Origin of the sequence: Salinisphaera sp. SWV1, from assembly GCF_052044155.1 — a bacterium.
GTDB lineage: Bacteria > Pseudomonadota > Gammaproteobacteria > Nevskiales > Salinisphaeraceae > Salinisphaera.
Window position 1 is genome coordinate 67,710 of the sequence record NZ_JBQDYE010000012.1, and the last position, 24,594, is coordinate 92,303.

General features: G+C 59.3%; 20 protein-coding genes. 17 read left to right on the plus strand and 3 right to left on the minus strand.

The features are described from left to right. Positions 1–12 precede the first annotated feature (12 nt). The 7 genes from ACS8YF_RS07965 (at position 13) to ACS8YF_RS07995 (ending at position 9,426) form a co-directional block, all read left to right on the plus strand. Positions 13–1,950, plus strand: coding sequence for an XrtA/PEP-CTERM system amidotransferase (locus ACS8YF_RS07965; protein ID WP_440849684.1), 1,938 nt, complete (start codon positions 13–15; stop codon positions 1,948–1,950). After that, positions 1,950–3,194, plus strand: coding sequence for a glycosyltransferase family 4 protein (locus ACS8YF_RS07970; RefSeq protein ID WP_440849685.1), 1,245 nt, complete (start codon positions 1,950–1,952; stop codon positions 3,192–3,194). The genes ACS8YF_RS07965 and ACS8YF_RS07970 overlap by 1 nt, the downstream gene beginning before the upstream one ends. After that, complete coding sequence (locus tag ACS8YF_RS07975) at positions 3,191–4,375, plus strand: glycosyltransferase family 4 protein (RefSeq protein WP_440849686.1); 1,185 nt, start codon at positions 3,191–3,193, stop codon at positions 4,373–4,375. Before ACS8YF_RS07970 ends, ACS8YF_RS07975 begins: the two co-directional genes overlap by 4 nt. Further along, entirely contained in the window at positions 4,372–5,568 is a 1,197-nt protein-coding gene (locus ACS8YF_RS07980; protein ID WP_440849687.1) for a carboxylate--amine ligase, read from the plus strand. The genes ACS8YF_RS07975 and ACS8YF_RS07980 overlap by 4 nt, the downstream gene beginning before the upstream one ends. After that, the gene (locus ACS8YF_RS07985; RefSeq protein ID WP_440849688.1) at positions 5,565–6,719 is read left to right on the plus strand and encodes a hypothetical protein; all 1,155 of its coding nucleotides are present in this window, start codon (positions 5,565–5,567) and stop codon (positions 6,717–6,719) included. Before ACS8YF_RS07980 ends, ACS8YF_RS07985 begins: the two co-directional genes overlap by 4 nt. 2 nt (positions 6,720–6,721) lie before the next feature. Then, entirely contained in the window at positions 6,722–8,146 is a 1,425-nt protein-coding gene (locus tag ACS8YF_RS07990) for a putative O-glycosylation ligase, exosortase A system-associated (protein WP_440849689.1), read from the plus strand. 65 nt (positions 8,147–8,211) lie between these two features. Next, positions 8,212–9,426 (plus strand): glycosyltransferase, encoded by a 1,215-nt coding sequence (locus ACS8YF_RS07995; protein WP_440849716.1) that lies wholly within the window; start codon positions 8,212–8,214, stop codon positions 9,424–9,426. A gap of 42 nt (positions 9,427–9,468) precedes the next feature. Here the strand turns inward: ACS8YF_RS07995 and ACS8YF_RS08000 are convergent, their stop codons facing one another. The 3 genes from ACS8YF_RS08000 to ACS8YF_RS08010 form a co-directional block, all read right to left on the minus strand. Further along, a complete protein-coding gene (locus tag ACS8YF_RS08000; RefSeq protein ID WP_440849690.1) occupies positions 9,469–10,512 on the minus strand; it encodes a glycosyltransferase family 2 protein in 1,044 nt (347 codons plus the stop codon). Next, positions 10,509–11,549: a glycosyltransferase family 2 protein gene (locus ACS8YF_RS08005; protein WP_440849691.1), complete on the minus strand. Its 1,041-nt coding sequence runs from the start codon at positions 11,547–11,549 to the stop codon at positions 10,509–10,511. The genes ACS8YF_RS08000 and ACS8YF_RS08005 overlap by 4 nt, the downstream gene beginning before the upstream one ends. A 238-nt stretch (positions 11,550–11,787) precedes the next feature. Beyond that, positions 11,788–12,768 (minus strand): glycosyltransferase family 2 protein, encoded by a 981-nt coding sequence (locus ACS8YF_RS08010; RefSeq protein WP_440849692.1) that lies wholly within the window; start codon positions 12,766–12,768, stop codon positions 11,788–11,790. Positions 12,769–12,898: 130 nt separating this feature from the next. On the opposite strand from ACS8YF_RS08010, the gene ACS8YF_RS08015 reads away from it, so the two are divergent. The 10 genes from ACS8YF_RS08015 (at position 12,899) to ACS8YF_RS08060 (ending at position 24,591) form a co-directional block, all read left to right on the plus strand. Further along, the gene (locus ACS8YF_RS08015) at positions 12,899–15,157 is read left to right on the plus strand and encodes a hypothetical protein (RefSeq protein WP_440849693.1); all 2,259 of its coding nucleotides are present in this window, start codon (positions 12,899–12,901) and stop codon (positions 15,155–15,157) included. Positions 15,158–15,380: 223 nt separating this feature from the next. Next, on the plus strand, positions 15,381–16,892 hold the full coding sequence (locus ACS8YF_RS08020) for a lipopolysaccharide biosynthesis protein (protein ID WP_440849694.1): 1,512 nt from the start codon (positions 15,381–15,383) through the stop codon (positions 16,890–16,892). A gap of 92 nt (positions 16,893–16,984) precedes the next feature. Beyond that, complete coding sequence (locus ACS8YF_RS08025; protein WP_440849695.1) at positions 16,985–17,806, plus strand: hypothetical protein; 822 nt, start codon at positions 16,985–16,987, stop codon at positions 17,804–17,806. Then, positions 17,803–18,492, plus strand: a complete 690-nt coding sequence (locus ACS8YF_RS08030; RefSeq protein WP_440849696.1) for a phosphatidylserine decarboxylase — start codon at positions 17,803–17,805, stop codon at positions 18,490–18,492. The genes ACS8YF_RS08025 and ACS8YF_RS08030 overlap by 4 nt, the downstream gene beginning before the upstream one ends. Further along, positions 18,493–18,687 (plus strand): hypothetical protein, encoded by a 195-nt coding sequence (locus tag ACS8YF_RS08035; protein ID WP_440849697.1) that lies wholly within the window; start codon positions 18,493–18,495, stop codon positions 18,685–18,687. A 35-nt stretch (positions 18,688–18,722) separates the two neighbouring features. Then, positions 18,723–19,742 carry a UDP-glucose 4-epimerase GalE gene (gene galE, locus ACS8YF_RS08040; RefSeq protein WP_440849698.1) on the plus strand — a complete coding sequence of 340 codons (1,020 nt, stop codon included), beginning with the start codon at positions 18,723–18,725 and terminating at the stop codon, positions 19,740–19,742. Between the two features lie 111 nt (positions 19,743–19,853). Continuing rightward, positions 19,854–20,780 (plus strand): methyltransferase domain-containing protein, encoded by a 927-nt coding sequence (locus ACS8YF_RS08045; protein WP_440849699.1) that lies wholly within the window; start codon positions 19,854–19,856, stop codon positions 20,778–20,780. A 397-nt stretch (positions 20,781–21,177) separates the two neighbouring features. Further along, positions 21,178–21,939 carry an O-methyltransferase gene (locus ACS8YF_RS08050; RefSeq protein WP_440849700.1) on the plus strand — a complete coding sequence of 254 codons (762 nt, stop codon included), beginning with the start codon at positions 21,178–21,180 and terminating at the stop codon, positions 21,937–21,939. A gap of 43 nt (positions 21,940–21,982) precedes the next feature. Then, on the plus strand, positions 21,983–23,455 hold the full coding sequence (locus ACS8YF_RS08055; protein ID WP_440849701.1) for an oligosaccharide flippase family protein: 1,473 nt from the start codon (positions 21,983–21,985) through the stop codon (positions 23,453–23,455). 38 nt (positions 23,456–23,493) lie between these two features. Further along, positions 23,494–24,591, plus strand: a complete 1,098-nt coding sequence (locus tag ACS8YF_RS08060) for a glycosyltransferase (protein WP_440849702.1) — start codon at positions 23,494–23,496, stop codon at positions 24,589–24,591. Positions 24,592–24,594 lie beyond the last annotated feature (3 nt).

A 24,594-nucleotide genomic window follows, 5' to 3' on the forward strand; every position in this document is an offset into this window, starting at 1 on the left:
GGAGAACATGCCATGTGTGGTCTGACAGGAATCGTTACCGGCAATGGCCGACGCCCGAATGCGGCCGTGTTGGACGCGATGAACACCGCGCAGGCACATCGCGGGCCGGATCAGCACGATCAAACGGTTGTCGCCGGCTGCGGACTGGCCCATCGACGGCTCACGATTCTCGACCCCACCAGCGGCGAACAGCCGATGGCGACCGAGGACGGCCGGTTCACCCTGATCTATAACGGCGAAATCTACAACTATCGCGACATCAACCGCGAGCTCGAAGCCGTCGGGTACCGTTTCCAGGGTCACTGCGATACCGAGACGCTGCTGCGGGCCTGGCAGCATTGGGGCGCGGCGTGCGTACAGCGGCTGCGCGGCATGTTCGCCTTTGCGGTCTGGGACGCCGAATCCGGCCGCATTCATCTCGTGCGCGACCGGCTCGGCATCAAGCCGCTGTATTACGCCGTGACCGCCGCCGGCGACCTGGTCTTCGGCTCGGAACTGAAGACGCTGATGGCGCATCCCGATCTGTCGCGGCGGCTGGAACCCCGTGCGATCGAGGGTTATCTGGCGCTCGGCTATGTGCCGGAACCGTTGTCGATCTTTGCCGGTGCCTACAAGCTTGCTGCCGGGCATCGATTATCCTGGGCCGCCGGCGAGGGCGAACCGCGCGCCGAGGCCTACTGGGACGTCGATTTCGGACCGCGCGATGCGCCGGACGACGGGGCCGCGGCCCAGGAGCTGTACGCCCGGCTGGACGAGGCGGTGCGCATGCGGCTGGTGGCCGACGTGCCGCTCGGGGCGTTTCTCTCCGGTGGGGTGGATTCGAGCGCGGTGGTTTCCTTGATGGCCGGCGCCTCGCCCGACCCGGTCCGGACCTGTGCCATCGGTTTCGACGACAAAGCCTTCGACGAGTCCGATTACGCCCGGCGCATCGCCGAACAGTACGACACGGATCATCGCGAGCATCGCATCTCGGGCGATGACTTCGGTTTGATCGATACGCTGGTGGATGTCTACGACGAGCCGTTCGCCGACAGTTCGGCGTTGCCGACCTATCGTGTCTGCGAACTGGCGCGTCAGCAGGTCACGGTTGCCTTGTCCGGCGACGGCGGCGACGAGGATTTTGCCGGCTATCGCCGCTATCGCCTGCATGCCAACGAATCCCGTGCACGCGCCCGGATACCGCGCGCGATTCGCAGGCCGCTGTTCGGCATGCTCGGTCGCGTTTATCCGAAAATGGATCGCGCGCCGCGTTTCCTGCGCGCCCGGACCACTTTTCAGGCGCTGGCAATGGATACGGCCGAAGCGTATTGCCACAGCGTGTCGATGGTGGCCGAGGACCTGCGGGAGCGTCTTTACAGCCGCGCCTTCAAGCAACAGCTGGGCGGCTATCGCGTGCGCGACCTGTTCAACGATCTGGCGCCCAACGCCGGCAGTGACGACCCGCTGTCGATCGCCCAGTATCTCGATTACAAGACCTGGCTGCCGGGGGACATTCTCACCAAGGTCGATCGCGCCAGCATGGCGCACGGTCTTGAAGTGCGCGTGCCGCTGCTCGACCACGAATTCGTTGCCTGGGCCGCCGGCCTGCCGCCCGACTACAAGCTGCGTCGAGGGCAGGGCAAGTACCTGCTCAAGAAGAGTTTCGAGCACCACCTGCCGAACGACATCCTCTATCGCCAGAAGAAGGGATTTTCCGTGCCGCTCGCCGACTGGTTTCGGGGTCCGTTGCGCGACATCGGCGCCGCGGCGCTCAACGCCGGCCCGCTGGTCGAATCCGGCATCTTCGAGCCGCACGCGCTCGGCCGGATATGGGCTGATCATGCAAGCGGCCGGCGCGATCACGGCACGGTGATCTGGTCGCTGTTGATGTTATCGCGGTTTCTCGAGCGCGAGGCGGGCGGCGATGCGATCGCTCGAAGCGGCGATGTCATCGCCTGTGGGGCGGTTTGATGAGTCAGCGTCCGATTCGCGTGGCGCTCGTCACGACACTGTACCCGAACGCCGAACAGCCCCATCACGGTGTGTTTGTCGAGGAACGATTGCGCGCGTTGGTGGCAACGGGCGCGATCGATGTTCGTGTGATCGCGCCCGTGCCCTGGTTCTTTTCCTCGCATCCGCGCTTTGGCGGCTATGCTCGGCTGGCAGCTGTGCCTCGGCAGGAAGTTCGTCACGGCATTCAGATTGAACATCCACGCTACGTCGTCATACCCAAAATCGGCATGACGGTCGCTCCGTATACGCTCTCTCTCACAATCGGCCGCGCTCTGTCGCGGCTGCGCCGGGACGGCTTCGATTTCGATTTGATTGATGCCCATTATGTCTATCCGGACGGCGTGGCGGCCGTCATGGCGGGGAGCCGGTTCCGCCGCCCGGTGGTGATTACGGCGCGTGGCACTGATATCAATGTGATCGCATCGATGCCCGGGCCATGGCGCCAGATCCGTCGCGCCGTTGACGGCGCCGGCGCGCTGATTGCTGTTTCTCGTGCGCTGGGTGATTGCATGGCCGATACCCTGGGTATCGATCGGCAACGCATCGCTGCGTTGCGCAATGGCGTGGATCTGCTCCGATTCAGGCCGGGTGATCGTGCTGCTCTGCGGCACAGCTTAGGTTTGTCTGGCCAGGTATGGCTGTGTGTCGGTCGTTTGACCGAAAGCAAGGGCATGCACATAGCGATCGATGCGTTGGCAGAAATCCCGGATGCAATGCTGCTGTTGATTGGCCAGGGTGAGGATGAGGCAGCGCTCAAAGCACAAGCCGAGCGGCTTGGCGTGGCGCCGCGCGTGCGCTTCGTCGGTGCGGTGAGGCACGACGATCTGCCCGGTTACTTCGCGGCCGCGGACGTGCTCATGCACGCTGCCGATCGTGAGGGTATGCCCAACGTCTTGCTTGAGGCGTTGGCCTGTGGATGCCCGATCATTGCAACGCCGGTGGGTGGTATCCCGGAGATCATGACCGGTCTGCCGGCGGGCTATTTGATGGCTTCCCGGGATGCCGGCGCCATGGCCGAGTGTTGGCGTCGCCTCAAGGCGGTCGGTACGCTGGATGAGCGGGGGCGCGCAGCCCGCCGGCGCTACGCCGAACAGTTCGGCTGGACGCCTACGACCCGAGGTCAATTGACGATCTTTTCGCGGCTTACCGGAATCGCGTTGGATGGGTGCGGGGTGGACGATACGGGCTCGGGCACGCCATGAAGATCCTGTACCACCACCGGATCGGGTCCAAGGACGGCCAGTACGTACACATCGAGGAAATGGTCGAGGCGCTGCGCGCCGCCGGCCACGAGGTGCGGCTCGTCGGCCCCGAGGGTTTCGATCAGCGTGAGTTCGGCGGTGAGTCGGGGCTGGTGTCGAAGCTCAAGGCCCGTATTCCGGGCGCGATCTATGAACTGATGGAACTGGGCTACAACGCCGTCGACTACGCCCGGCTGGCCCGCGCGATCGACGCGTTCCGCCCGGATGTCATCTATGAGCGCTACAACCTGTCGCTGTTGTCCGGGGCGATCGCGCGCCGCCGTTTCGGCGTGCCCCTGCTGCTAGAAATCAATGCCCCCTTGTTTGCCGAGCGATCGGCATACGGTGGGTTCAAACTGGCGTCCCTGGGGCGCTGGACCGAGCGACGCGCCTGGCGCGCCGCCGATCATGTGTTTGCCGTGACCCAGGTTCTGGCCGATCAGGTCGCCGAGGCGGGCGTCGCGGCGGCGCGCATCACGGTGACGCCGAATGGCATCAATCATCGACGGTTCGCCCCGGAGATGGATGCACCCGCGGCCAAGACACGGCTCGGCCTTGATCCGCGCACCACGGTGATCGGTTTCGTGGGTTTCGCCCGTGAGTGGCACGGGCTCGATGCCGTGATCGAGTTGTTGGCGGAATACCGAGACACGCGGTCGTTGCATTTCCTGTTGGTGGGTGACGGACCGGCGACCGAAGCACTGCGGCAACAGGCCGAAGCGGCGGGCGTGGCCGATGCCGTGACCGTGACCGGCGTGGTCGATCGCAACGACGTGCAACGCCATGTGAATGCGTTCGATGTGGCGATGTTACCCAATGTAGTCGCCTATGCCTCGCCGCTGAAGCTGTTCGAATACATGGCCTGCGGCAAGGCGATCATTGCGCCGGATCAGCCCAATCTGCGCGAGATTCTCACAGCCGACCACGATGCCGTGCTGTTCGAGCCAGGCTCGCGGGATGCCTTCAAGGCCGCCATGCGGCGGCTGATCGAGGACGAGTCGCTGCGGGCGCGCCTGGGCAAGGCGGGCCGCGCGACGCTGGTCGATCGCGACCTGAGCTGGGCCGCCAATGCGCGGCGGGTGGTCTCGATTGCCAACGATCTCGCGGCGGGCGCGTCGGATGCCGGGCACGGTGGCCGATGATTCGCAAGCGTCCGAGTTCGATATACCGTCGCCGGCCCGCGGCCGTGGTGGTCGGCGGCGGGCTCAATGCGCTTGGTGTGGTACGCAGCCTGGCGAGCGCAGGCGTGCCGGTGCATCTGCTGGCGGGTTCGCCTGACCTGCCGGCCGCGCGGAGTCGTTACGTTGATTTCCATCGTTACGATGACCGTGAGCCGGAAAACGCAGTCGGCGCGCTGGCCGATTGGGCGGCGCGGCAGCCGGGCCCGCGACGGCCGTTGATTCTCACCGAAGAAGAGAAAGTCGCAGCCGTATCCGGGCAACGGGCACACCTCGAATCCAACTACGTTCTCCAGCTGCCGCCAGCGGACACGGTGATACGTCTGCTAAGCAAGGATCGCTTCCACGCAGCGGCCGAAGCCGGCGGGTATGTTGTTCCGCGCACCCGCCATATCGGTTCGATCGACGATCTGGACAGGCTCTCGGCGCTGGTGCCGCCGCTGGTGATCAAGCCCGCGGGCCGCCAGCGCGCATTTCTTGCCCGCTTTCCCCGGGCTTGCCGCGCCGAATCGATCGATGGCGCGCGCGATCAATTGCGGGACATGCTCACCGTCTCGGACGATCTGGTCGTTCAGGAGTGGGTCGACGGCGACGATTCGACCATCTATTTCTGCTTGCAGTGCCTGGGCGACGGCGATCGTGAGCCGGTATCGTTCGTGGGCCGCAAACTGCGCGCCTGGCCGCGCCAGACCGGCGGCACGGCGCGTTGTGTCGCCGCCCCCGAGGCGGCCGCGGCACTGATCCCCCTGACCACACGCTTCTTTCGTGAGCAGGGCGTCGTCGGGTTGGCCGGTATGGAGTACAAATGGCGTGCGACGACCCGGGAATATGTGATGATCGAGCCGACCATCGGACGCACCGACCACCAGGAAGAAATTGCCACGTTGAACGGTGTGAATCTGCCATGGGCGGCCTATCGCCAGGCGCTCGGCCAGGTGGCCCCGCGCGTGGCACGCGTCGCGCCGGCCCGGATCTGGAAAGACCCGATGGCGGATGCCAATGCGGCCGCGGCGGGAGAGGCGATCGCTTTCCCTGCGCCGAGCGATGCACGGGTCGTCGATGCCCTCTGGCGGCGGTCGGACCCGGGGCCCGGCTTGCTCGATCTGTACGATCGCGCGCGAGCCCGGGCGGCTCGCCTGATGGTGCGTCGCTCGTGATCCCGCTGCTTCTGGAACGCGCGCATCCGCGCTGGGTGGGCCATGAACTACGGCGCTGGGCCCGGCGCGATCGCCATCCGCTGTCCGATTCCGAGATCCATCTTCGCGCGGCGGCCGAGTGGCTGGCGCATGCGCACGACGTGGGCCAGTACGGCGGCGTGCCGGCATTCTACGACGCCCGACGCCAACGCTGGGAAGCGTCTTACCCGGAAACCACCGGCTATATCATTCCCACCCTCTATGCCTACGCCGAGCACGCCGGCGATCAGGCTTATTTCGATCGCGCAACGCGCATGGCGCACTGGGAATCCGATGTCCAGATGGATAACGGCGGCGTCTGTGCCGGCACGCTCGCCGCGCCCCGGCTCGTGCCCACGGTGTTCAATACCGGCCAGGTGCTTTTCGGCTGGGCCGCCGCCTTCGAGCGCACCGGCGAGCCGCGTTTCGCGGACTCGCTCGAACGCGCCGCAGACTGGCTCGTATCCATCCAGGACGACGACGGCGCCTGGCGCCGCCACGGCTCGCCGTTTGCCACCCATCCACTGAATACCTACAACACCCGTACCGCCCTCGGCCTGCTCGATGCCGCACGCGCGCTCGACGCGGCGCGCTACAGCGAGGCCGCGCGTGCCAACCTGAACTGGGCGCTGACACAGATGCGTCCAAACGGGTGGCTCGACAACAATGACCTGGAGGATAACCGCCGGCCCCTGACGCATACGCTCGGTTACGCGCTGCAGGCGATGCTCGAAGCGGGCATGCGGCTCGGCGACTCGCGCTTCGTCGATGCGGCGCGCCTCGGCCTGGGTCGGATCGCACAGTGTCAGCGCCGCGACGGCAGCCTGCCGGGTCGGCTCGATGAACAATGGCGGGCGGCGGCGCCGTGGAGTTGCCTGACCGGCGACGTTCAGATCGCCTATGGCTGGCTGCAGCTCGCACGCATCGATCAAACCGCGGGCTGGATTCACCACGCGCGCCGCTCGATCGAATTCGTGCAGTCCACGCAGGACCTTGCCACAATGGATTTGGAGCGGCGGGGCGCGATCGCCGGTTCGTATCCGCGCCAAGGGGGCTACATGACCGATCGCTATCCGAACTGGGCGGCCAAGTTCTTCATGGACGCGCTCATGCTTCTTCCCGAGGTTCGCTGACGATGCGCTCCCTTGCGTTGCTGCTGTTTGTGGCCGGCACCCTCCCGATGGCATTCGTGCGCCCGATCATCGGCCTGCTGCTGTGGATGATGTTCAGTTATTTGAATCCGCACCGAATGACGTGGGGCTTCGCTGTCAATTTCCCTTGGGTGATGATCGTGGCCATCATCACTTTGACTGGCCTTGTTGCTCAACCCCGGCAGCGCGAGGCACTGCGCTTGAAGCCCGTGATTATTCTGATGACCTTGTTCCTGATCTGGACTGCAGTGAGCACGTCGCAGGCTGTATTGTTCGACCGTGCTTTTGATCGCTTCACCGAGCTCTTCAAAATGATGGTCATGGCGTATGTCACAGTTATGCTCGTGACAGATCGGCAAAAACTCCAGTGGGTTATCTGGGTCATTGTCGGTTCTTTTGGTTTATGGGGGGCAAAAGGGGGGCTTTTTACCCTGCTTACGGGCGGCAGTTATCACGTGATGGGGCCTCAGGCGAGTTTCTTTCGCGATAACAATGCGTTCGCGATGGTTATGTGCATGGTTATCCCTTTGATGCGCTATGTGCAGATCTATACCGACAGCCGCTGGGTTCGCAATGGACTCTGGGTCATGATGGCTCTGACCTCAGTGGCAGTTATCGGCACGTACTCGCGTGGCGGCTTTCTCGCACTTTGCATCGTGGGATTCATGCTGATTCTAAAGAGCCGGAAACGAATCGGTCTGCTTATTGTAGCGCCCTTTCTTGTTTTTTCGATCGCCATGTTAATGCCGGCGCAATATACGAGTCGCATCGATAGTATCAAGCACTATCATCAGGATACTTCCGCGCAAGGTCGGATCAACTCGTGGAAATTCGCAACGAACGTTGCCCTCGCACACCCCTTGGTTGGGGGTGGGTTCGAGGTATGGTCGAGCGCTTCCATGTGGAATACTTACGGCCCGCCCGGCGCGGCCCATCGCGCAATTCACAGCATCTTTTTCGAAGTTTTGGGCGAACTCGGTTTCGTGGGCCTGGCGTTGTTTTTGCTGATTCTAGTGGTGGGGTATATGGGGCTCGCTCGAGTGAAAAAGCAGGCTCGGGCGGGCCCTGAACTGGCTTGGATCGGTGATTTGGCCAGTATGTTGCAAGTGAGCTTAATTGCTTTCGTTGCTGCGGGCGCTCTGCTGCCGATGCCATATATCGACATCTTTTATCAGATGATCGCGTTGGTCGCCGTGATCCAGACCTTGACTGCTCGGTTTGTGGCGGAGTACGGGCGTTCGTCCGATGCAAAAAGTACGCCGGGAAGCAGGCCTCACTTGCCGGTAAGTCCGGGCGCGCCGAATCATCCCGAATCGACCTACTCCGCGTCTACTGCGTCGACTAGTCGGCGATCACGTGCCAGCCGGGCAGCGCGGGCGAACGGCATACAGGATCTACCACCTTGGTAGGCGGCCAGCACAGCGTGCCTTCCACTGCAATAAAGGCCTCGTCGCGAGACTGCCGCCTCGTGCTGATGATAGCCTTTCATTATCCACCAATCGCCGCATCGGCGGGAGCCTTCCGTACATGCGCGTTTGCATCTCAGTTGCCTGATTACGGGTGGCGCGCCCATGTGCTTGCGCCTTGGGCGTCTGCTTATGGCGAATGTGATGCCGGGGCGCGCGCTCCTGAGCGAGCTATCTTGCATCGAAGTTGCGTACTCGATGCCAAGCGTCATTTGGGTTGGCGGGGCCGGTACTTATCCGTGACCGCTATGCCAGACCGTTGGATCAGCTGGGCGCCAGGCGCGATTGCGACCGGTATGCAGATTATCCGCCGATATCCTATTGAGGCTATTTGGTCGACGTATCCTATTGCGACCTCACATCTGATCGCGGGCGTGCTCGCAAGATGGAGTGGTTTGCCGTGGGTGGCTGAATTTCGTGATCCCGTCCGGCCGGCCGGTCAGCCGATACAGCGTCAGGTGCAACGTTGGGTTGAGAATAAAACGATGAACCGGGCGGACCATGTCGTATTCGTGACCCCCGGTGCATGCCGGGAGGCGGAAGGGCGCTATCCTGGGCTGGCGGAGCGGTCCAGCGTGCTTCCCAATGGGTTTGACGAATCGATCGAGCCCCCCGGTGGGCGAGAACAAGGATCGCCGGCCGCGACGCGGCCGATTCGGCTGCTACACAGCGGTCATCTCTATCCTGAGGGACGCGATCCCGTTGCGTTGTTTGATGCGTTAAAGTTACTGAAGCAGGCGGGCCTGATTGATGCCAACGGTGTGCAAATCATATTACGCAACAGCCAGCACGAATGCCGCTATCGACACGATGTAAAGCAGCGGGGGATCGAGGATCTCGTTTCACTGGAACCTCGGTTGCCTCACCGGCTGGCAGTGCAGGAGCAACGGGCTGTAGACGGTCTGCTTTTGTTGCAAGGGAAGGAGTTCAATCTGCAGGTGCCTGCGAAACTGTTTGAGTATCTGCGCACGCGGCGCCCGATTCTGGCGCTGGTCGACCCGGAAGGTGATACCGCAGAGCTACTCAATCAATTGAACGCCGGCATCAGGGTAGATGCCGATTCTGTCGCGGCAATCGTGGAAGGAATCAAGCGCTTGCTGCAGGTAATTGCATCGGGTCAAACGGCCGGAATTATTCCTGAGTACGAACGAGTAGCGCGTTACTCCAGGCAGGCGACAACGGCCAAGTTAGCAGCGTTGCTTGCGTCTTTAGCAGAAGGTTAAACCTGAAGGCTGGCCTGCGGCGGAACCATATATGATGATGTACTAGCGGGCACGCTTTGCTCCCGTCAACGATCTAAGCAGTGTCTGGGCCCAGCATCTGATGGCGCCCATGTCGTGCAATATGAAATGCGCGATATGGTCGAAGCCACAACGATAGAGCGCGGCGCCGAGAGCCATTTTTCGACCATATCGTTTGTTGACGATGTCCAGGCGGATATCTGTACGTTTGGGAAAACGTCTCATCATCTCGGCGATGTAGCGGCGGCGCGTAGCACGGTCCGTGATTGAGCGACTGCGATGCAGTACGCCGGGAATGAATATCTCTACGGTTAGGAAGCGGTTTTTCCAATTCTCGCCGAGGTGTTGTGCCATGGGGACTATACGACCGGTGGCCTCGTCGTGTTGGATCCGGTCAATACAGCGCATGGCAGCGATGGGCAGGTCGTAAACTCTATCGAAATCGACGGTGTTCATGATGGAAGTGGGGCGATCCCGCCTGTAATTATAGAGTAACTCGTTTACGGTGGTCGGCTGCCGTGCTCTCGCGAACAACGCGGGTACGATCGCAAGGTCTTCATACCATATCCCGCGATCGAATCGATCATCGCCGAATAGGCTTCGGGCGAACAACTTGTTGCAAGCGGAGTTGGTCATCTTCCAGAAGTCGGCGACGTGCGGGCGCGGATACCGGGTCTTACCATGAACTTCGTAGAACCCGAAAACAAGCAAATCGCATTCCGGTTTCTGTTTCAGCGTTTTTTCTAAGCAAAGCAGCGTATTAGGCTCGATCCAATCGTCGCCGTCAACAAACATAAGATAGTCGCCGCGAGATTGGTCGATGCCCGCGTTTCGCGCGTCGCTCAAGCCTCCGTTTGATTTGTCTATGAGGGTTATTCTGGAGACATCAGCGAATGTCTGAATTACGTTGAGCGTACCGTCCGTGGAGCCATCGTTGACGATGATAATTTCGTAGTCGTCGACTTGCTGAGATAGTAGTGAGGCTAAACAGTCGCTGATTAGGTTTTCGACGTTATAGGCCGCGACAATAATGCTATAGCGAGGCGTTCTAGGTGTTTCGGCTCTCATGCGGAACGGTGGTTGCCAGAAAAGAGGCTCGTCAATCGTCGCTTCATACGTCCCATTCGATGGAGCAAGAAATCACCGGCGCCTAAGGCGCTGTACTCGTAACATAACGCAGCCAAAGCAATCTTGAGGCCGAAGTCGCGCGCCAAGAGGCTTTTGCTGATGCCATCTGTGTTTTCGTTGAGATGCGACGTAAACTCTGCGGCATAGCGCCGACGCAACGGTGCTTCTGCTATCTTGCGTGGCCAGTCGACCAGGCCGGGCATGAAGACATCACTCGTGTAAAAACGTCGCCGCCAATCTGCCCCCAAAAGGGCTTGGGCGCGGTCTGCGCCCAGCGAACACTCGATGCGCTCAACGCAGCGATCGGCAGCCGTGAATAGGTCAAAAAAACGTGTGGTGTCGACTGAACTCATGATCGAACCCTTTCTCAGGTTGCGATAATTGTAAAGTGCGCGATCCAAATAACGTTTGTGATTCGCACGCGCGACCCACGGCCGTACTGCCGCCAAATCTTCATACAAAATATCTTCGTCGAACCGCTCTCCGCCGATAAGTTCGCGACGATAGATTTTATTCCAGGCAGCGTTTCGGCACGACCAGAAATCATCGGCGCAGGCCTGCCGCTGACGGCCGTGGGAAGTTACGTCGATGTAATCAAAGACCCAGAGTTCGATTTCAGGGTGGGCCGAGATTTCGGCCAAACACGTCTCGATGTAGCCGGGCTCGACCCAGTCGTCGCCATCGACGAAAGTCAAATATTTTCCAGAGGCTGCGGCTATACCCGTATTGCGTGCGGCACCTAGTCCGCCATTCTCGCGCTGTATTATTCGTAGCTGTGGGTATCGAGCGCTTCGATCAGCCAGGATTTCGAGGGTGGCATCTGTTGAGCCATCGTCCACCACTATGACCTCGTAATCCCCATAGGTCTCGCTCACCAGCGAATCGAGACATGCCCCGATGAAATCGGCAATGTTGTAAGCGGCTACGACAACGCTAAGTGTCGGCAACTCGATCCCCTGAGTTCGAGGCGGTATCATCAAGACCTCCGTATCCTCACCTAATTACCGGTCGATTCATGGCTCGGTCGCGGATTATGAGTGTATCGCAGGAGTTGCTGACGTTGCCTTGTCAAGGCCGAAGCTCGTGCGAAATAAGCCTACCCGACGTAAGGGCAGGGCGGAATCGGAGAGTTAATCCGTTCACGCAGCTATATCCGAGTGGTGCAGGATTGCCCATGCTGTCGGCATCCGATCGCCGGGTCGCCGCTCGGGTCGATTAACTCAAGCCAGCCGAAACCCTGATAGCGCGTTTTATTTCGCCGAGTCCGTGTAATAGCAGATCTCCTGCCTTGTGTGCGCCCGCTAAGTGAAAACGGCTGGCCGTCGACACTATGCGACCGTAGTGTTGCCGGACGATTTGGGTATCGACGCACTCTGGCTCGGCGAGGTACTCAATGAACTGCTTTACGTATTCCATCCGGACCTTGCGGTCCGTAATCTGCTGCCCCCGATTGATAACACCCTGAATAAAGGCTTCTACAGTGTAAAGACGCGACTTCCAGTCCAAGCCAAGGCGTTCGGCCTGCAGCAGATACGGATCGGCCTCGATTCTTGCTACGCATCGGCTGATGGCCAGCGGCAAGTCAAGGAGCCGTTCGACGTCAAGTGAGTTCATGGTCGAGCCGGGGCGAGTGAACCGGTAGTTATACAGGATGGCGTCGATTCGTATCAGCTGCTTGGCGCGTGCAACCCACGGACGCACGATGGCTAAATCTTCGTACCAAATGTCTTCATCGAACCGCTCATCGCCAATCAGCGTTCTTCGGAAAAGCTTGTTCCACGGCGCAGACTTGGCTTCCCAGAAGTTGGCTTCACAGATACGGTCGCGTGTGCCGTAATCCATAACGTCCACATAATCGAACACGAATAGATCAGCGTTCGGATGTTGCTGGATATAGGCTAGACAGGTTGGTATTAATTCGGGTTGAACCCAGTCGTCTCCGTCGACGAATAGGATATAGTCGTACCGTGCGGCCTCCAGCCCTGTATTGCGTGCGCTCCCAGGGCCCCCATTGGCACGACGAATAACGCGCAACCGTGGGTCATGGTATCCGGCGATTACTTGAGGGGTGGCGTCGGTAGAGCCGTCGTCGACCACGATGATCTCGCAGTTTTCTGCTTCAGGCACGAGAAGCGACGCCAAGCATGGCCCAATATAGTCAGCAACGTTGTATGCGGCAACAATGACGCTGATCAACGGGGCATCGTAGATAGAGGCTGGAGGCGTCTCGGTTCTTAACCCGCTGAGCGTCATCGGTAGCTTGCCTCGAACGGTAGACCCGGCTTCTGAACTGGTCGGAAGTCTATCAAGTTTAATCGGTTTCCGTGTGGCGATTTCAGGCAGAATAGAATTACTCGGCAATGACTCTGGTCAAGATGCCCATATAAGTGAAGTGTTTATGCGAGAGCCGCAAGTTGATCGGCGCCGGCGATGCCGCGTTATGTGCGCTATTTCCGCAGGCGCATTGGTGTTATTTCTACTGGTGGGCGGCGGAGCCGCGAGTGCGGAAAACGCCGCTCAGCATGCCGTTGCGGGTATCCGCTTGGCTCATCTGAATCACGATTGTCGGGCGAGCGCACCGGTTACTTTCGGGCAGCCGTTTCGAGCCGGGGATGTGCCTGCTGGCTACCGCATCGCGTTGCGAGACGGTGATCGGACGCTCAGGACGCAGACTGACGTAGCTGCGCGCAATCGCGATGGTTCTGTACGTCATGCGATTATAACGGTCGACGTTCCGTGCCATATAGATCGCAGTGATACGCTCGTGATGGCCGCGACACCCTCAAGACAACGCGGGCGATCGATCAGCCTTCGTGATGTGCTTCACACTGGGTTCGATAGCCGTGCCATGTTTCAGTTGGCTGGCGGCTCATGGCAGCTGGACGCGCGCGATTTGCTCGCACGGGTTATGCAGGCTGGAGGGTGCGCCGATGTCAAGCATCTTTATTGTCGCCGTTGGCTCGACGGGCCCTTGGCCAGCGAATGGGTAATCGGTGCCCCCCCTGTAAATGCGGCGGGCAAGCCGCACCCGCACCTAATGGTGTTCTTCGCTGTTCGCGCATATGGACCGCTGCCTGTGGAAACGGTGCGGGTGGACACCGTGGTCGAGAACGATTGGGCTTACGCGGCGAACCCTCATGACCTGAAGTACGCAGCCACCATATCTGTACCGGGGCAGAAGGCTTTTAGCGTTCAATCGCTGAGTCACTATCAGCATGCGCGTTGGCATCACGTATCTTGGTGGGGCAAGTATGCATCCCAGCCTTGGTTTGCTGCGCTCAATCGCCGTTACCTGCAGGATACTCCGGCAGTGCCGCGCTATGAGGATATTACGCTGTCAAATGCCGTGCTTTCGAAGGTTCGACAGACCTGTGCTCCTATGGACCACTGTGACGTCATGGCCTATATGGGATCTACTGGCGCGCAACCACAAATTGGCCCATTGCCCCAGTGGAGTTCCGCTTACGTGGTGAATCCCAACGACTATCGCGCTTATCGCTGGATGTTGGCTGACAGCGATGCACTGGGCGCTTATAGCGTGCATTTCCGCGAACAGGCAACCGGTGAAGCGTTATCCATCGCTCGCCATCCTTGTGCTACCACGCTACGTGCTGGCGAAGTTTCCCGATGTCCTGTCGCCCCCAAAGCCGATGATGAGCTATTACCGCACTGCGGACACGACTGTGGCACCCCGCTTCAGGCTGAGACGGCGCATCACGGCGCCCCTGCATACGTCGCATACCTCGTAACTGGGGACTGGTATTATGAGCAGGAATTGAGTTTCTGGGCAGATTGGCTGCTGCTACTACAGAATCCGGCTTATCGCGGCTTTAAGCAGGGGTTGGTTTACGCTCAGCAGGTGAGGGCGCAGGCGTGGGGGCTCCGTACACTGGGCGATGCCGCCTATCTCCTGCCTGATACCTCGCCATTTAAGAAATATTTCAACCAAGTGGTCAGCAATAATATCGCTTGGTATAACAAACGTTACGCTGATAATCCGGCAGCCAACCACCTCGGTCTTGACACAAGCGGAAACGCGATCGTGTATCCGCGCTCTGGCCCAAATCAGCAAACTTCCATACCGCCCTGGCAGCAATCGTTTTTCACCTGGGCTGCCGGCAACCTTGACGATCTCGGTTTCAGAGGTGCGCGAAAAATGCGAAATTATTTCGCGAAATTTCAACTGGGAGCATTGGAGACAGCGCAGTTTTGTCCGGAGTTAGCGACTAATTATACATTAAGAGTGCGTGACACGAGCGGTTCTGCTTTATATAAGAACTTCGGCGAAGTATATAGAAAGACATTCCCGGGCTTCGAAGGGCTTAGATGTGGCAGCCGGGGGCTTAATAGGGCGCTGAGAAAGAAACGCGCGAAGGACGGCTATAAATTCCCGCCCGGAACGATGGTGGGATATCCCGATTCGGATACTGGCTTTGTGGCTAACTTTCAGATCGGGTTGGCATCGGCGGTAGTTTCCGGCGGCACGAAGGCTCGCTCAGCCTGGGCCTGGTTTATGAGCCGTCCGGTGCGGCCTACTTATCGGTATGCGCCGCAGTTCGCCGTGATCCCGACACGCTTGCCGTAAGCTGCGGCGGTCGTTGCTCATATTCGTCCTCCGACTCATGAGGCTGTCGTCTGGAGAGGCGGGTATCGAGAATTGGTATTGGAATAACTCGCATGTTTCGGAAAGCTTCGGTGCATGAAATATATTTTTATGTAATCTGTTTTTCGCCGAAGAACGGAGCATGATGGGCCCGCGGCTCGCTATAAGCGCGGCGCGTAGTCTCGCAGTTTCAAAAGGAGAGTAAATGCGTCTTCGTCCTCAACGCGGGCGTGCGTCGCGCGAGACCGTTCCGGAGCCAATAACAATTCGCGTAGCGTTGATGTTTTCGAGCGCACAACAATACACCCACTTCCTGATCACTTTCCCTTCGATCATGATTCTCAGTCGGTTGCTTACGCCCGCGCAGATCGGCGTGTACTCGGTCGCCGTAGCCTTCATTAATCTCGTTCATATGCTTCGGGACTTCGGCACCACGGAATATTTGGTTCAGGTGGAGCCACTTGATCAAGCCGCCAAGCGTTCGGCATTTACTGTAACCCTGATTATAGCCTGGGTTCTGGCGGTGCTTCTTTTCCTTGCGAGCCCCTATATCGCCGACTTGTTTCGCGAACAAGGTCTTACGACGGTTGTGCGCATTCTGAGCATTAATTATCTGTTGTTGCCAATTGGATCGACTACGGGTGCTTTGCTTGCTCGCGAGATGCAGTTCGGTATTCGTTACAAGATTAATATTACCGCTGCCATCGTGCAGAATGGAGTAACGATACTGCTGGCATGGTGTGGCTGGGGCTACTATAGCCCGGCCTGGGGCGCTGTTTGTGGCATGGTGGCGACGGTGGCCGGTTGCCTGTATTGGGGGCGGCGGTACCGAGTGCGCGGCGTGGGTCTGGAGAATTGGCGGCATGTAGCTCAATTCGGTTGGAAGAACACGGTTGGGACGATGATGAGCCAAGCCGGCGAAGCCGCACCGGACTTTGTGATCGGCCGAATGCTTGGATTTGTTGATGTTGGGATGTTCAGCCGGGGTTATGGCCTTGTTCGGATGTTTAACGAGAACATCAGCGGAGCCATCGGCGCGGTGTCTTACTCGGCTTTTTCCCGTCAGCATCGTGACGGCGGCGAGGCGGGAACGCTATTCCTGCGTTCACTCACTTATATCACTGGCGTGGGATGGCCGTTCTTGGGTTTTGCTTCGTTGATGTCGTTCCCGATTATTCGTATTTTTTTTGGGGATCAGTGGGACGCCGCGGCGCCGATTCTTCGGTTTTTAGCTATAAGTTCAGCAATGGCTCTTTTGGTGTTGCAGTACCAGAATTTCCTTACGGCGGTAGGGCGAGTGGGTCTGGCTACATTGTGGATGACCGCCTGGCAGATGCTTACCATTACTGCGCTGATTTGCGGTGCCTACTTCAGCTTAGTCGCCGTGGCCGCGGCGCTGGTTCCGGCGACAGCATTAGCCGTCGCCGGTGTTGTAACCGGGCTGGTTACCTGCACGGATATCACGGCTCGAGATTATGTTCTTGCGCTCGGGCCGAGTTTCGTGGTGGCTGTTTGCGCGCTAGCGCCTGTGCTCCTCTTGCGGGTATGTTGGACGCCCGTACCTGGCGATTTGTGGGCGCCGTTGATCTGCGCGGGTGCTGTGCTAACGGTCGGTGCTATGTTCGGGGCCTGGTTGGCCGACCATCCGCTTTGGCATGAAGCGCGCCGGTTGCGGAAAAGGCGAGGAGTCCTGGGGGCGGATACGGGAGACCCGTAATGGCTCGAAACAATCGTTTTGGATAGATGGCATGATCTCATCATCCGATAGCACTAAATTGCTGAATTAAAGACTTCTTGCGGAGCGAATGAATGAGCGACAGCGATTTGCCGACGCCGGATACTACCGCCGGCAAGCGTCGACGACGATTGCTGCTGCGTAAGCGACTCTATCAACGGCTCTGGGGTGGGCGTGGTGCCAACGAGACACCGTTGGTCGTGTTTATGGCGGGCACGCCGGATATCGCCAACGGTCAGGTCGTGAATGCGTTGGAGTCGAATTTCGATACCGACGTCTATCGCGCGCTCGACCCGAGGGTCTTCGAAGACCAGCGCCTGCGGCCGGACGATGAGGTGCGTGGCGTGATCAGCAAGTCGCGGGCGCCGTCGGTGATTATCGTCGCCGGCGGCGAATCCGATTCGATTGGCACGTTGGTCGAGCGTTTCTCGCCGGCGCGCGTGCTCTGGTTCTACGAGCCGTTCGAACGCTTTATCGCGCGCGCGTCCCGCGTGCTCGACGAAACCGATACGCGACGATTTCTCGCCGAGAAATTCGAGCATGACGACGATTCGTTGCTTGCTTCGATCGCCAGTGCGCCGGATATCGATGCGGCCGCGGTCTGGGCGCTCACCTGGTATGTCATCCACAATGCCTATCGGCGGCAGCGGCTCAGCAAGCGCAGCGCCGCACATCTGATTTCCGAGACTGCGCTTCTGGCCGCACCGGCCGCAACGCTCGAAGGTATCTTCGAGATCATCGGCCTCGGAAACCGCCGCGGCAAACGGGCGCCCCGCATTCGGATCAAGCGCCCGCGTGGCCGCGAGTCGAGGCTGCCCGAGGCGGTGCGCGAGGCGTGCGAAGAGCTCCAGGCCTGGCTGGACGCGCACGCTGAAGATCCGGCCGACATATCGTGACGCTGATCGCGCAGCTCGTCGTTCTCGGCGCGCTGGCGGTCGCGCTGGCATCGCTTGTGCGATATTGGCCTTATCCATCGCCGCTGACCCGGCCGCTCTTGCCGCCGCGGCAGCGCTGGCCTGAAGCGCAAATCCGTGGCTGGCTCAGGGACAAGCAATTTCACCCGCGTTATCTCGCCTTCTTCGATCGCGATCCCGAGCGGATCATACCGGTCGGGGACACGTTGCTGGCGCCGGCGGATGGCCTCGTGACCAGCGCGGACTGTCGCGATGGTACTCGCTACATTGTCATTGCATTGTCATTCTGGGACATGCACGTCCAGCGTAGCCCCGTCGCCGGCCGGGTCATGGCCGTGGAGCGGCTCGGGGCGAGCTACACCGATGGCGAGGGGCGTGAATTCACGTTTTTGCGTGAAAAGAATTGTCCGGTGCAGACGCGTACCGTGCTGGACTCTGTTATCGGGCCGGTGGCGGTACGCCAGATCACGAGTCTGGCCGCGCGTCGCATCGAGACCTGGGTGGCGCCGGGCGCGGATGTCGAGCGTGGCCAGCGTATCGGCCGTATCCGCCTGGGCAGTACGGTCGTGCTCGAGGTGCCGGCCTCGTTGCCATGCCGGGTTCGTTGCGGCGCGCGCGTACGCGCGGGTGAAAGCCCGCTGGTCGCCATGCGCGAAGAGGGGAACTGAGTGCCCGGCTGGTTGTATACGGATGGCCATCTGGGGTGGGCGTTGTTCGCCGCTCTGGTCTATACCGGTGCCGGCGTGCTGGTGGGCGATTATGTCTGGCGTCGCGTGACGATCCCGGCCAAACTATTGCTCGCTGCCGCGGTTGGCGTCTGGGTGCTCGGCCTGATCGGGCTGAGCGTGGCGCTGCGCGGCTAGGGCGGGGCACGAAACAAACGACGGAAGATTTTGTAATGAAGGTTTTTCTGACTGGTGGCGCGGGTTTTATCGGCTCGCATACGGCGCTCGTGCTGATCGAGGCCGGCCACGAGGTTGTGGTGTACGACAACCTCTCGAATGCCTCGCGTGAGTCGCTCAATCGCGTCGAGCAGCTGACGGGCGGCGAGATCGCGTTCATCGAGGGCGATATCCGCGACGGCGCGCATCTGGACCGCGTATTCGCCGATTCGAACATTGATGCGGTGATTCATTTCGCGGGCCTCAAGGCCGTCGGCGAGAGCACGGAAAAGCCGCTGGCTTACTACGAGAACAATGTGGCCGGGACGCTGACCCTGTGCCAGGCCATGGAACGGGCCCATCTGCGTACGCTCGTGTTCAGCTCATCGGCCACGGTCTATACCGAATCGCGCGACATGCCGTTGTCGGAACAAGCCCCCACGGGGCGACCGACCAACCCGTATGGCAGCTCGAAGCTGATGATCGAATGGCTGCTGCGTGATCTACAGGCCGCCGACCCGCGTTGGTCCATCGCGCTGCTGCGCTATTTCAACCCGGTCGGGGCGCATGAAAGCGGGCGCATCGGCGAAGATCCGCAGGGCCGGCCGAACAATCTGCTGCCGTTCATCAGCCAGGTCGCCGTCGGCCGGCTGCCGGAACTCGCGGTCTACGGCGACGACTATCCCACCCGGGATGGCACCGGCGTGCGCGACTACATCCATGTCATGGATCTGGCAGACGGGCATCGCGCGGCACTCGATGCCATTGCCGGCGAGGCCGGGTTGCATACCTGGAACCTCGGCACCGGCCGGGGGTATTCCGTGCTTGAGATGATTCGCGCCTTCGAGCGCGCCGCCGGTCGCGACGTGCCATACCGCATGGCGCCGCGGCGGCCCGGGGACGTGGCCGAATGCTGGGCGGACGCGTCGCGGGCCGAGCGCGATCTCGGCTGGTGCGCCGAGCGGGGCCTGGACGAAATCATGCGCGATGCCTGGCGCTGGCAGTCGCGGAACCCTGAGGGGTACTCTGTATCGTAGATTGGGCTGAAGCGTGCAGGGGTGTCGCGTGAGTATGCCTACGTGTCTGACGGTCTTTCCTGGCATTAAAAAACGTTATGTTTTAATAGTTCAACCCTCGGTGCGTAGCCTGTGAATTCACGTAGACACAGCCCTAAGATAAAATCTATTATCTGGGCGCATATTAAGGCAACCATGCCGTTTCGCCAGGATCTGATCAAATATAAGCGCATTGTCACCCCTTATAGAACAAACCCGGACAACGATTGGCTGGCCCTGGAACAAGGCCTCGATCAGATTGAATTAATCAGGGCCTATCATGGAGATCTGACCGGAAAGGTTGCGCTCGAAATGGGGACAGGCTGGCAGCCTACTATTCCAATGCTGCTCAGCCTTCTCGATTGCGAAAAAATTATTCTGACGGATGTCGAGAGACTCATCAGTTACTCCACCGTAGTGGACGCTATGAGTTTTATTTCTCAAAATCGCGAAAAAATCGCCGCACGCCTTGGTCTATCGCCGGACGGGGTCGCGCGTTCGCTTGGCAGAGCGCTCTCTAGTGATTTCGATGAGTTATTGAAAAACCTGCGCATGAGTTACGTGGCGCCATATCGGATTTCCGAATTCGAGCCAGGTAGTGTCGACGTCATTTACTCGAGAGCGGTACTGGAGCACATAGCGCGAGATGATCTGGCCATTATTTTTAAGGAACAGCGTAGCTTGCTTAAGAGTGGCGGGGTGATGTGTCATATTATAGACAATAGTGATCACTGGGAGCACAAGGATAAGGCCCTTTCTCGGGTCAACTTTCTGCGTTATAACGCATTGTCTTGGCGCGTGATTAATTCAAGAGGGCAGCTTTATCAGAATCGCATGCGTCATAGCGAATACGTGAAACTTCTTGAAAGCTGCGGCTATCGTATAGTTTTTGAAAAATGCGACATGGACTCAAATGCCGCTAAAGACGCAGCGTCCATGAAGCTTGCCAAGCGTTTCAGGAAATTCGACTCGCGCGATCTAGCGGGCGTAACGTCGTACCTTGTCTGTTCAGTGGTATGAACGCCTCGGTTTTATTTCGTGACTTGAAGTGGTTTTTTGGGGGGGCGAGAAGCTACGATATCGCTGATAATGCCTTTTGAAAGTCGGTTCAATAGAATTAGACAGAATAGCAGCCGACATTTGTTGCATTGTCCTACCAGGAATTAAGAAGGGATATCGGAATTTGCCGCCCACGGCTAATACGTTGGCTTCCGATTAGTGAAAAGCTTCGGCTTGCTTGGGCGACTGTGCTTTTGCTACCCCGCAGTCTTTAATGCTACGAAAAGCTGGCCTTGTGCCATCGTTTAATGACGGGCTTTTTTTGGGGTAGATCTTTAGCCCTTGGCGCTATCGCTGTTGACAATATTCGTAAATTAATCGCCGTCATGTCCTATCTATTGCCTAAGCGGGTGCCTCTATGATCTGGGTTGTACTTGCGGTTCAGCTGGTCATTTTAATTGTGGTGATTTACGCCGCGCGCAAGGCGATGTGGGCCGCGCGCATCGCTTCCCGGGTCCAGGGCCATGTTGATGCTGCCTCTGTCGCGACGACGCAACAGATCGAGGCGTTGGATGGGCTCTATCGACGCCTCGAAATGAAGCGAGGGGATCTGCCTCCGACACGTGGATGGGCCGCGTCACCGGATGTTCTAACGGTGCTCTACGATCAGGCGAGGGATGCCAGGGCCAAATGTATTGTCGAATGTGGGTCGGGTGCGTCGACGATCGTGTTAGCACGTTACTGTCAGCAGATGGGCGACGCGCAAGTGTTGAGTGTCGATCATGACGAAAAATATGCCGGAATCACACGTCAGAGGCTGGCCGATCTGGGATTGGACGAATATGTCCGGATGATTGTAGCCCCGCTTAACAGGCAGCCTGTCGGTTCGGGACACTGGCTTTGGTATGACTTGAGCAAGATAGAATTCCCCGAAACGATCGACTTGGCATTTGTCGATGGGCCGCCTGTCGTTATCACCGGCGAAGACGGCCGTACACCAGCCGGCGCTCTTTTGGTGCCGCGTCTTTCAGTCGGCGGCCGGATTCTATTTGACGATGCAGCCCGCCCGGGCGAGCGCAGGCTGATAGCCGATCTCGTAAAAGCGTTTCCCCGGCTCGAAAAAGAAGACCCTAACGCCGAAAAGGGTTGCACCGTCCTGATTAACCGGGGCAAAGAGTAGGCCGGTGAGTGGATAACTGAGCGCTTCGGTCCGCGGAATTCGTATGAGCCTGAAAAGCAACTTCTGGATCAGTTTGGGCCACTCCGGGGGCAGTTTCGCGCTACAGTTCGTTGCGAATATTGCGTTAGCTCATCTGCTGCTCCCCTCGGAGATCGGTGTCTACTCCGTAGCCATGGCTGCGATGGGTATTCTGCAGGCGCTGCGGGAATTTGGCGTCAGTCGATATATCATTCAGACGAAGGAGCTGACTGATAGCATATTGCGGACGACGTTCGGCACGGCCATCGTTATCGGCTGGGGGCTGGCGGCGATTATTTTCTTTGGTCGTCACTTGGTTGCCGATTTCTACGCAGAGCCGATGATCGCCACTATCCTGGGCTGGCTATCGGTCAACTTTGTTCTGCTGCCATTCGGGCAGCCGGCCATTGCGGTGTTGCGGCGAGAGCGACGCTTCGGGCAGTCCACGGTCGTGTCGCTGGCCGGGGGCGCGCTCACTCTGGTGGTGTCGATTGCGTTCGCCGCGCAGGGCGCCGGGCCTTTGTCGATGGCCTACGGCTCCATCGCCGGGTCTTTGGCGACGACCGTGCTGGCGCTGGGGTTCGAACGGGACCATATCCTGCTGCGGCCCGGGCTATCAGAATGGCGAGAGATATGGAGCTTTGGTTCAATCGCGTCGAGCAGTAATATCGTGATTGCCCTAACGGCAGCGGTTCCCGACTTGGCAATTGGGCGGCTCCTGGGTTTTGCGCCGGTCGGTATCTACAGTCGGGGGCAGGGCCTTGCCATCGTCTTTGAAAAGTTCTTTGCGGCATCGCTGAACTGGATTATCGGTCCTGAGTTGGCGACGATGCGTCGCGATGGTCGAAAGTTGACTTCCCTGGTTTCCACCACGACCGACATCACGGTCGTGATCGGATGGCCCGCACTCCTATTTCTGGCGTTCAACGCGCATAACATTATCTTGTTGCTTTACGGGCAGAAGTGGTTGCCGGCTGTGCCTGTGCTGCAGCTTCTTTGCGTGGCCCGCGGTATACAGATGCTGGTGACCTGCGCAGGATCGGTCTACGAAGGCACGGGCGCTGTTAAACTACAGTTTCGGAACGAGATCGTCATTCAGGTTGTCGCCATTTCCCTAATTCTACTCGGGGCAATGTATAGTCTTGAGATGGTGGCAGCACTGCGAATCGTGACATCAATGGTGGTGGTGGTCGTGCACCTGACAGCGTTCCGCCTGTATGCTCAAATCGGCCTGCGGCACCTGCTCGCCTCGCTCAGGGCTGCGGCTGTCGTAGCGCTGGGTTTTGCCGCCCTGCAATTTCTCTTGATGGTTTTCAAACCCGCCGGGCCGCTGGGCACTTGGGGGGTACTCGCCGAGTTGAGTGTCGATGCCGGCGTTTCCGGTTTTGCTTACTTACTATTCCTTCGATTGAGCAGACACTTTCTTTTTACTGAAGTGCGGTCAAGTTTGTCAGCGCTATCGACCAGGATTAAGGGCTTGCGCCTGTTGTCTGGTTGAAACTGCCAAGACATGTGTACGGGAAGAGCGGGGATACATTGGCTAGATTACTATTCGTCACCACGAATCCGTATATTCCGCAGATGACCGGCGGGTCGGAATATTCGACGCACGATCTCTGCCGCAACCTCGCCAGCTCGGGTTGGGCGGTGGGCGTGTTATCCAGCCTTGGAACCTCGGGGCGTGTGCACGTCCTCAACCGCCTTAAGGCCAAGTTGTTAGGCGTGGAATGCCCTTGCGATCGCGATTTGGGTTATCCCGTTTATCGCGGCTGGGACGTGGCGGCAGGCATACCGGAAGCCGTCCGTGGCTTCCAGCCGGATCTGTTGGTGATCCAGGCAGGAAGACAATCCCATCTGGCGAGAGCTATTGTAGAAGAAAGGCTGCCTTTCATCTGGTATCTGCGAGACGTGGAATTTGATCGGCAAGTGGAGGATGTGGGCGGCGAGGCGGCGTTTCGATCCTTGTTGCAACAGGCAACGGTGGTGGCGAATTCGGCTTTTAGTGCGCGTCTTTGCCAAGAAAGGTTTGGCGTGAAGTCGCATACGTTGCCGCCGCTCGTTGATTTTACTAATTATCGCTGCGCTGGACCCCTGCGCCGTCGGGTGGCCTTGTTCGTTAATCCTGTTGCGGTCAAGGGCGTTGAGACCGTGTTTCGCTTGGCCGAGCGACGGCCTGATATTCCGTTCTTGATGGTGGAGAGTTGGCCCCTGTCGGATGAAAGGATGGCGGCGCTTCGGGCACGCGCGGCTCGATTGGGCAACGTCGAGATTCGCCGTCGGGTGTCTGATATGAGGGATCTCTATCAGGAGGCGAAGGTCGGTTTGATGCCTAGCCAATGCCGTGAAGCCTGGGGCCGGGTCGCTACGGAACTCCAAGTCAACGGCATACCAGTGCTCGCTAGCGATATCGGCGGGTTGCCCGAGTCGGTGGGACGGGGTGGGGTTCTTGTTGCCCCGGACGCCAGCGTGGATGAGTGGGCGAGCGCATTGTCCGAGATATGGGATGACGACGACCGTTACGCTGCTTATGTCGACGCGGCCCTCGAGCATGCCCGGCGACCCGAAATCCAAGTCGATAATATGATCAAGGTATTCATGCGTATTGCTGAAGAGGCGATGAGTGAGACCGTTTGAGGG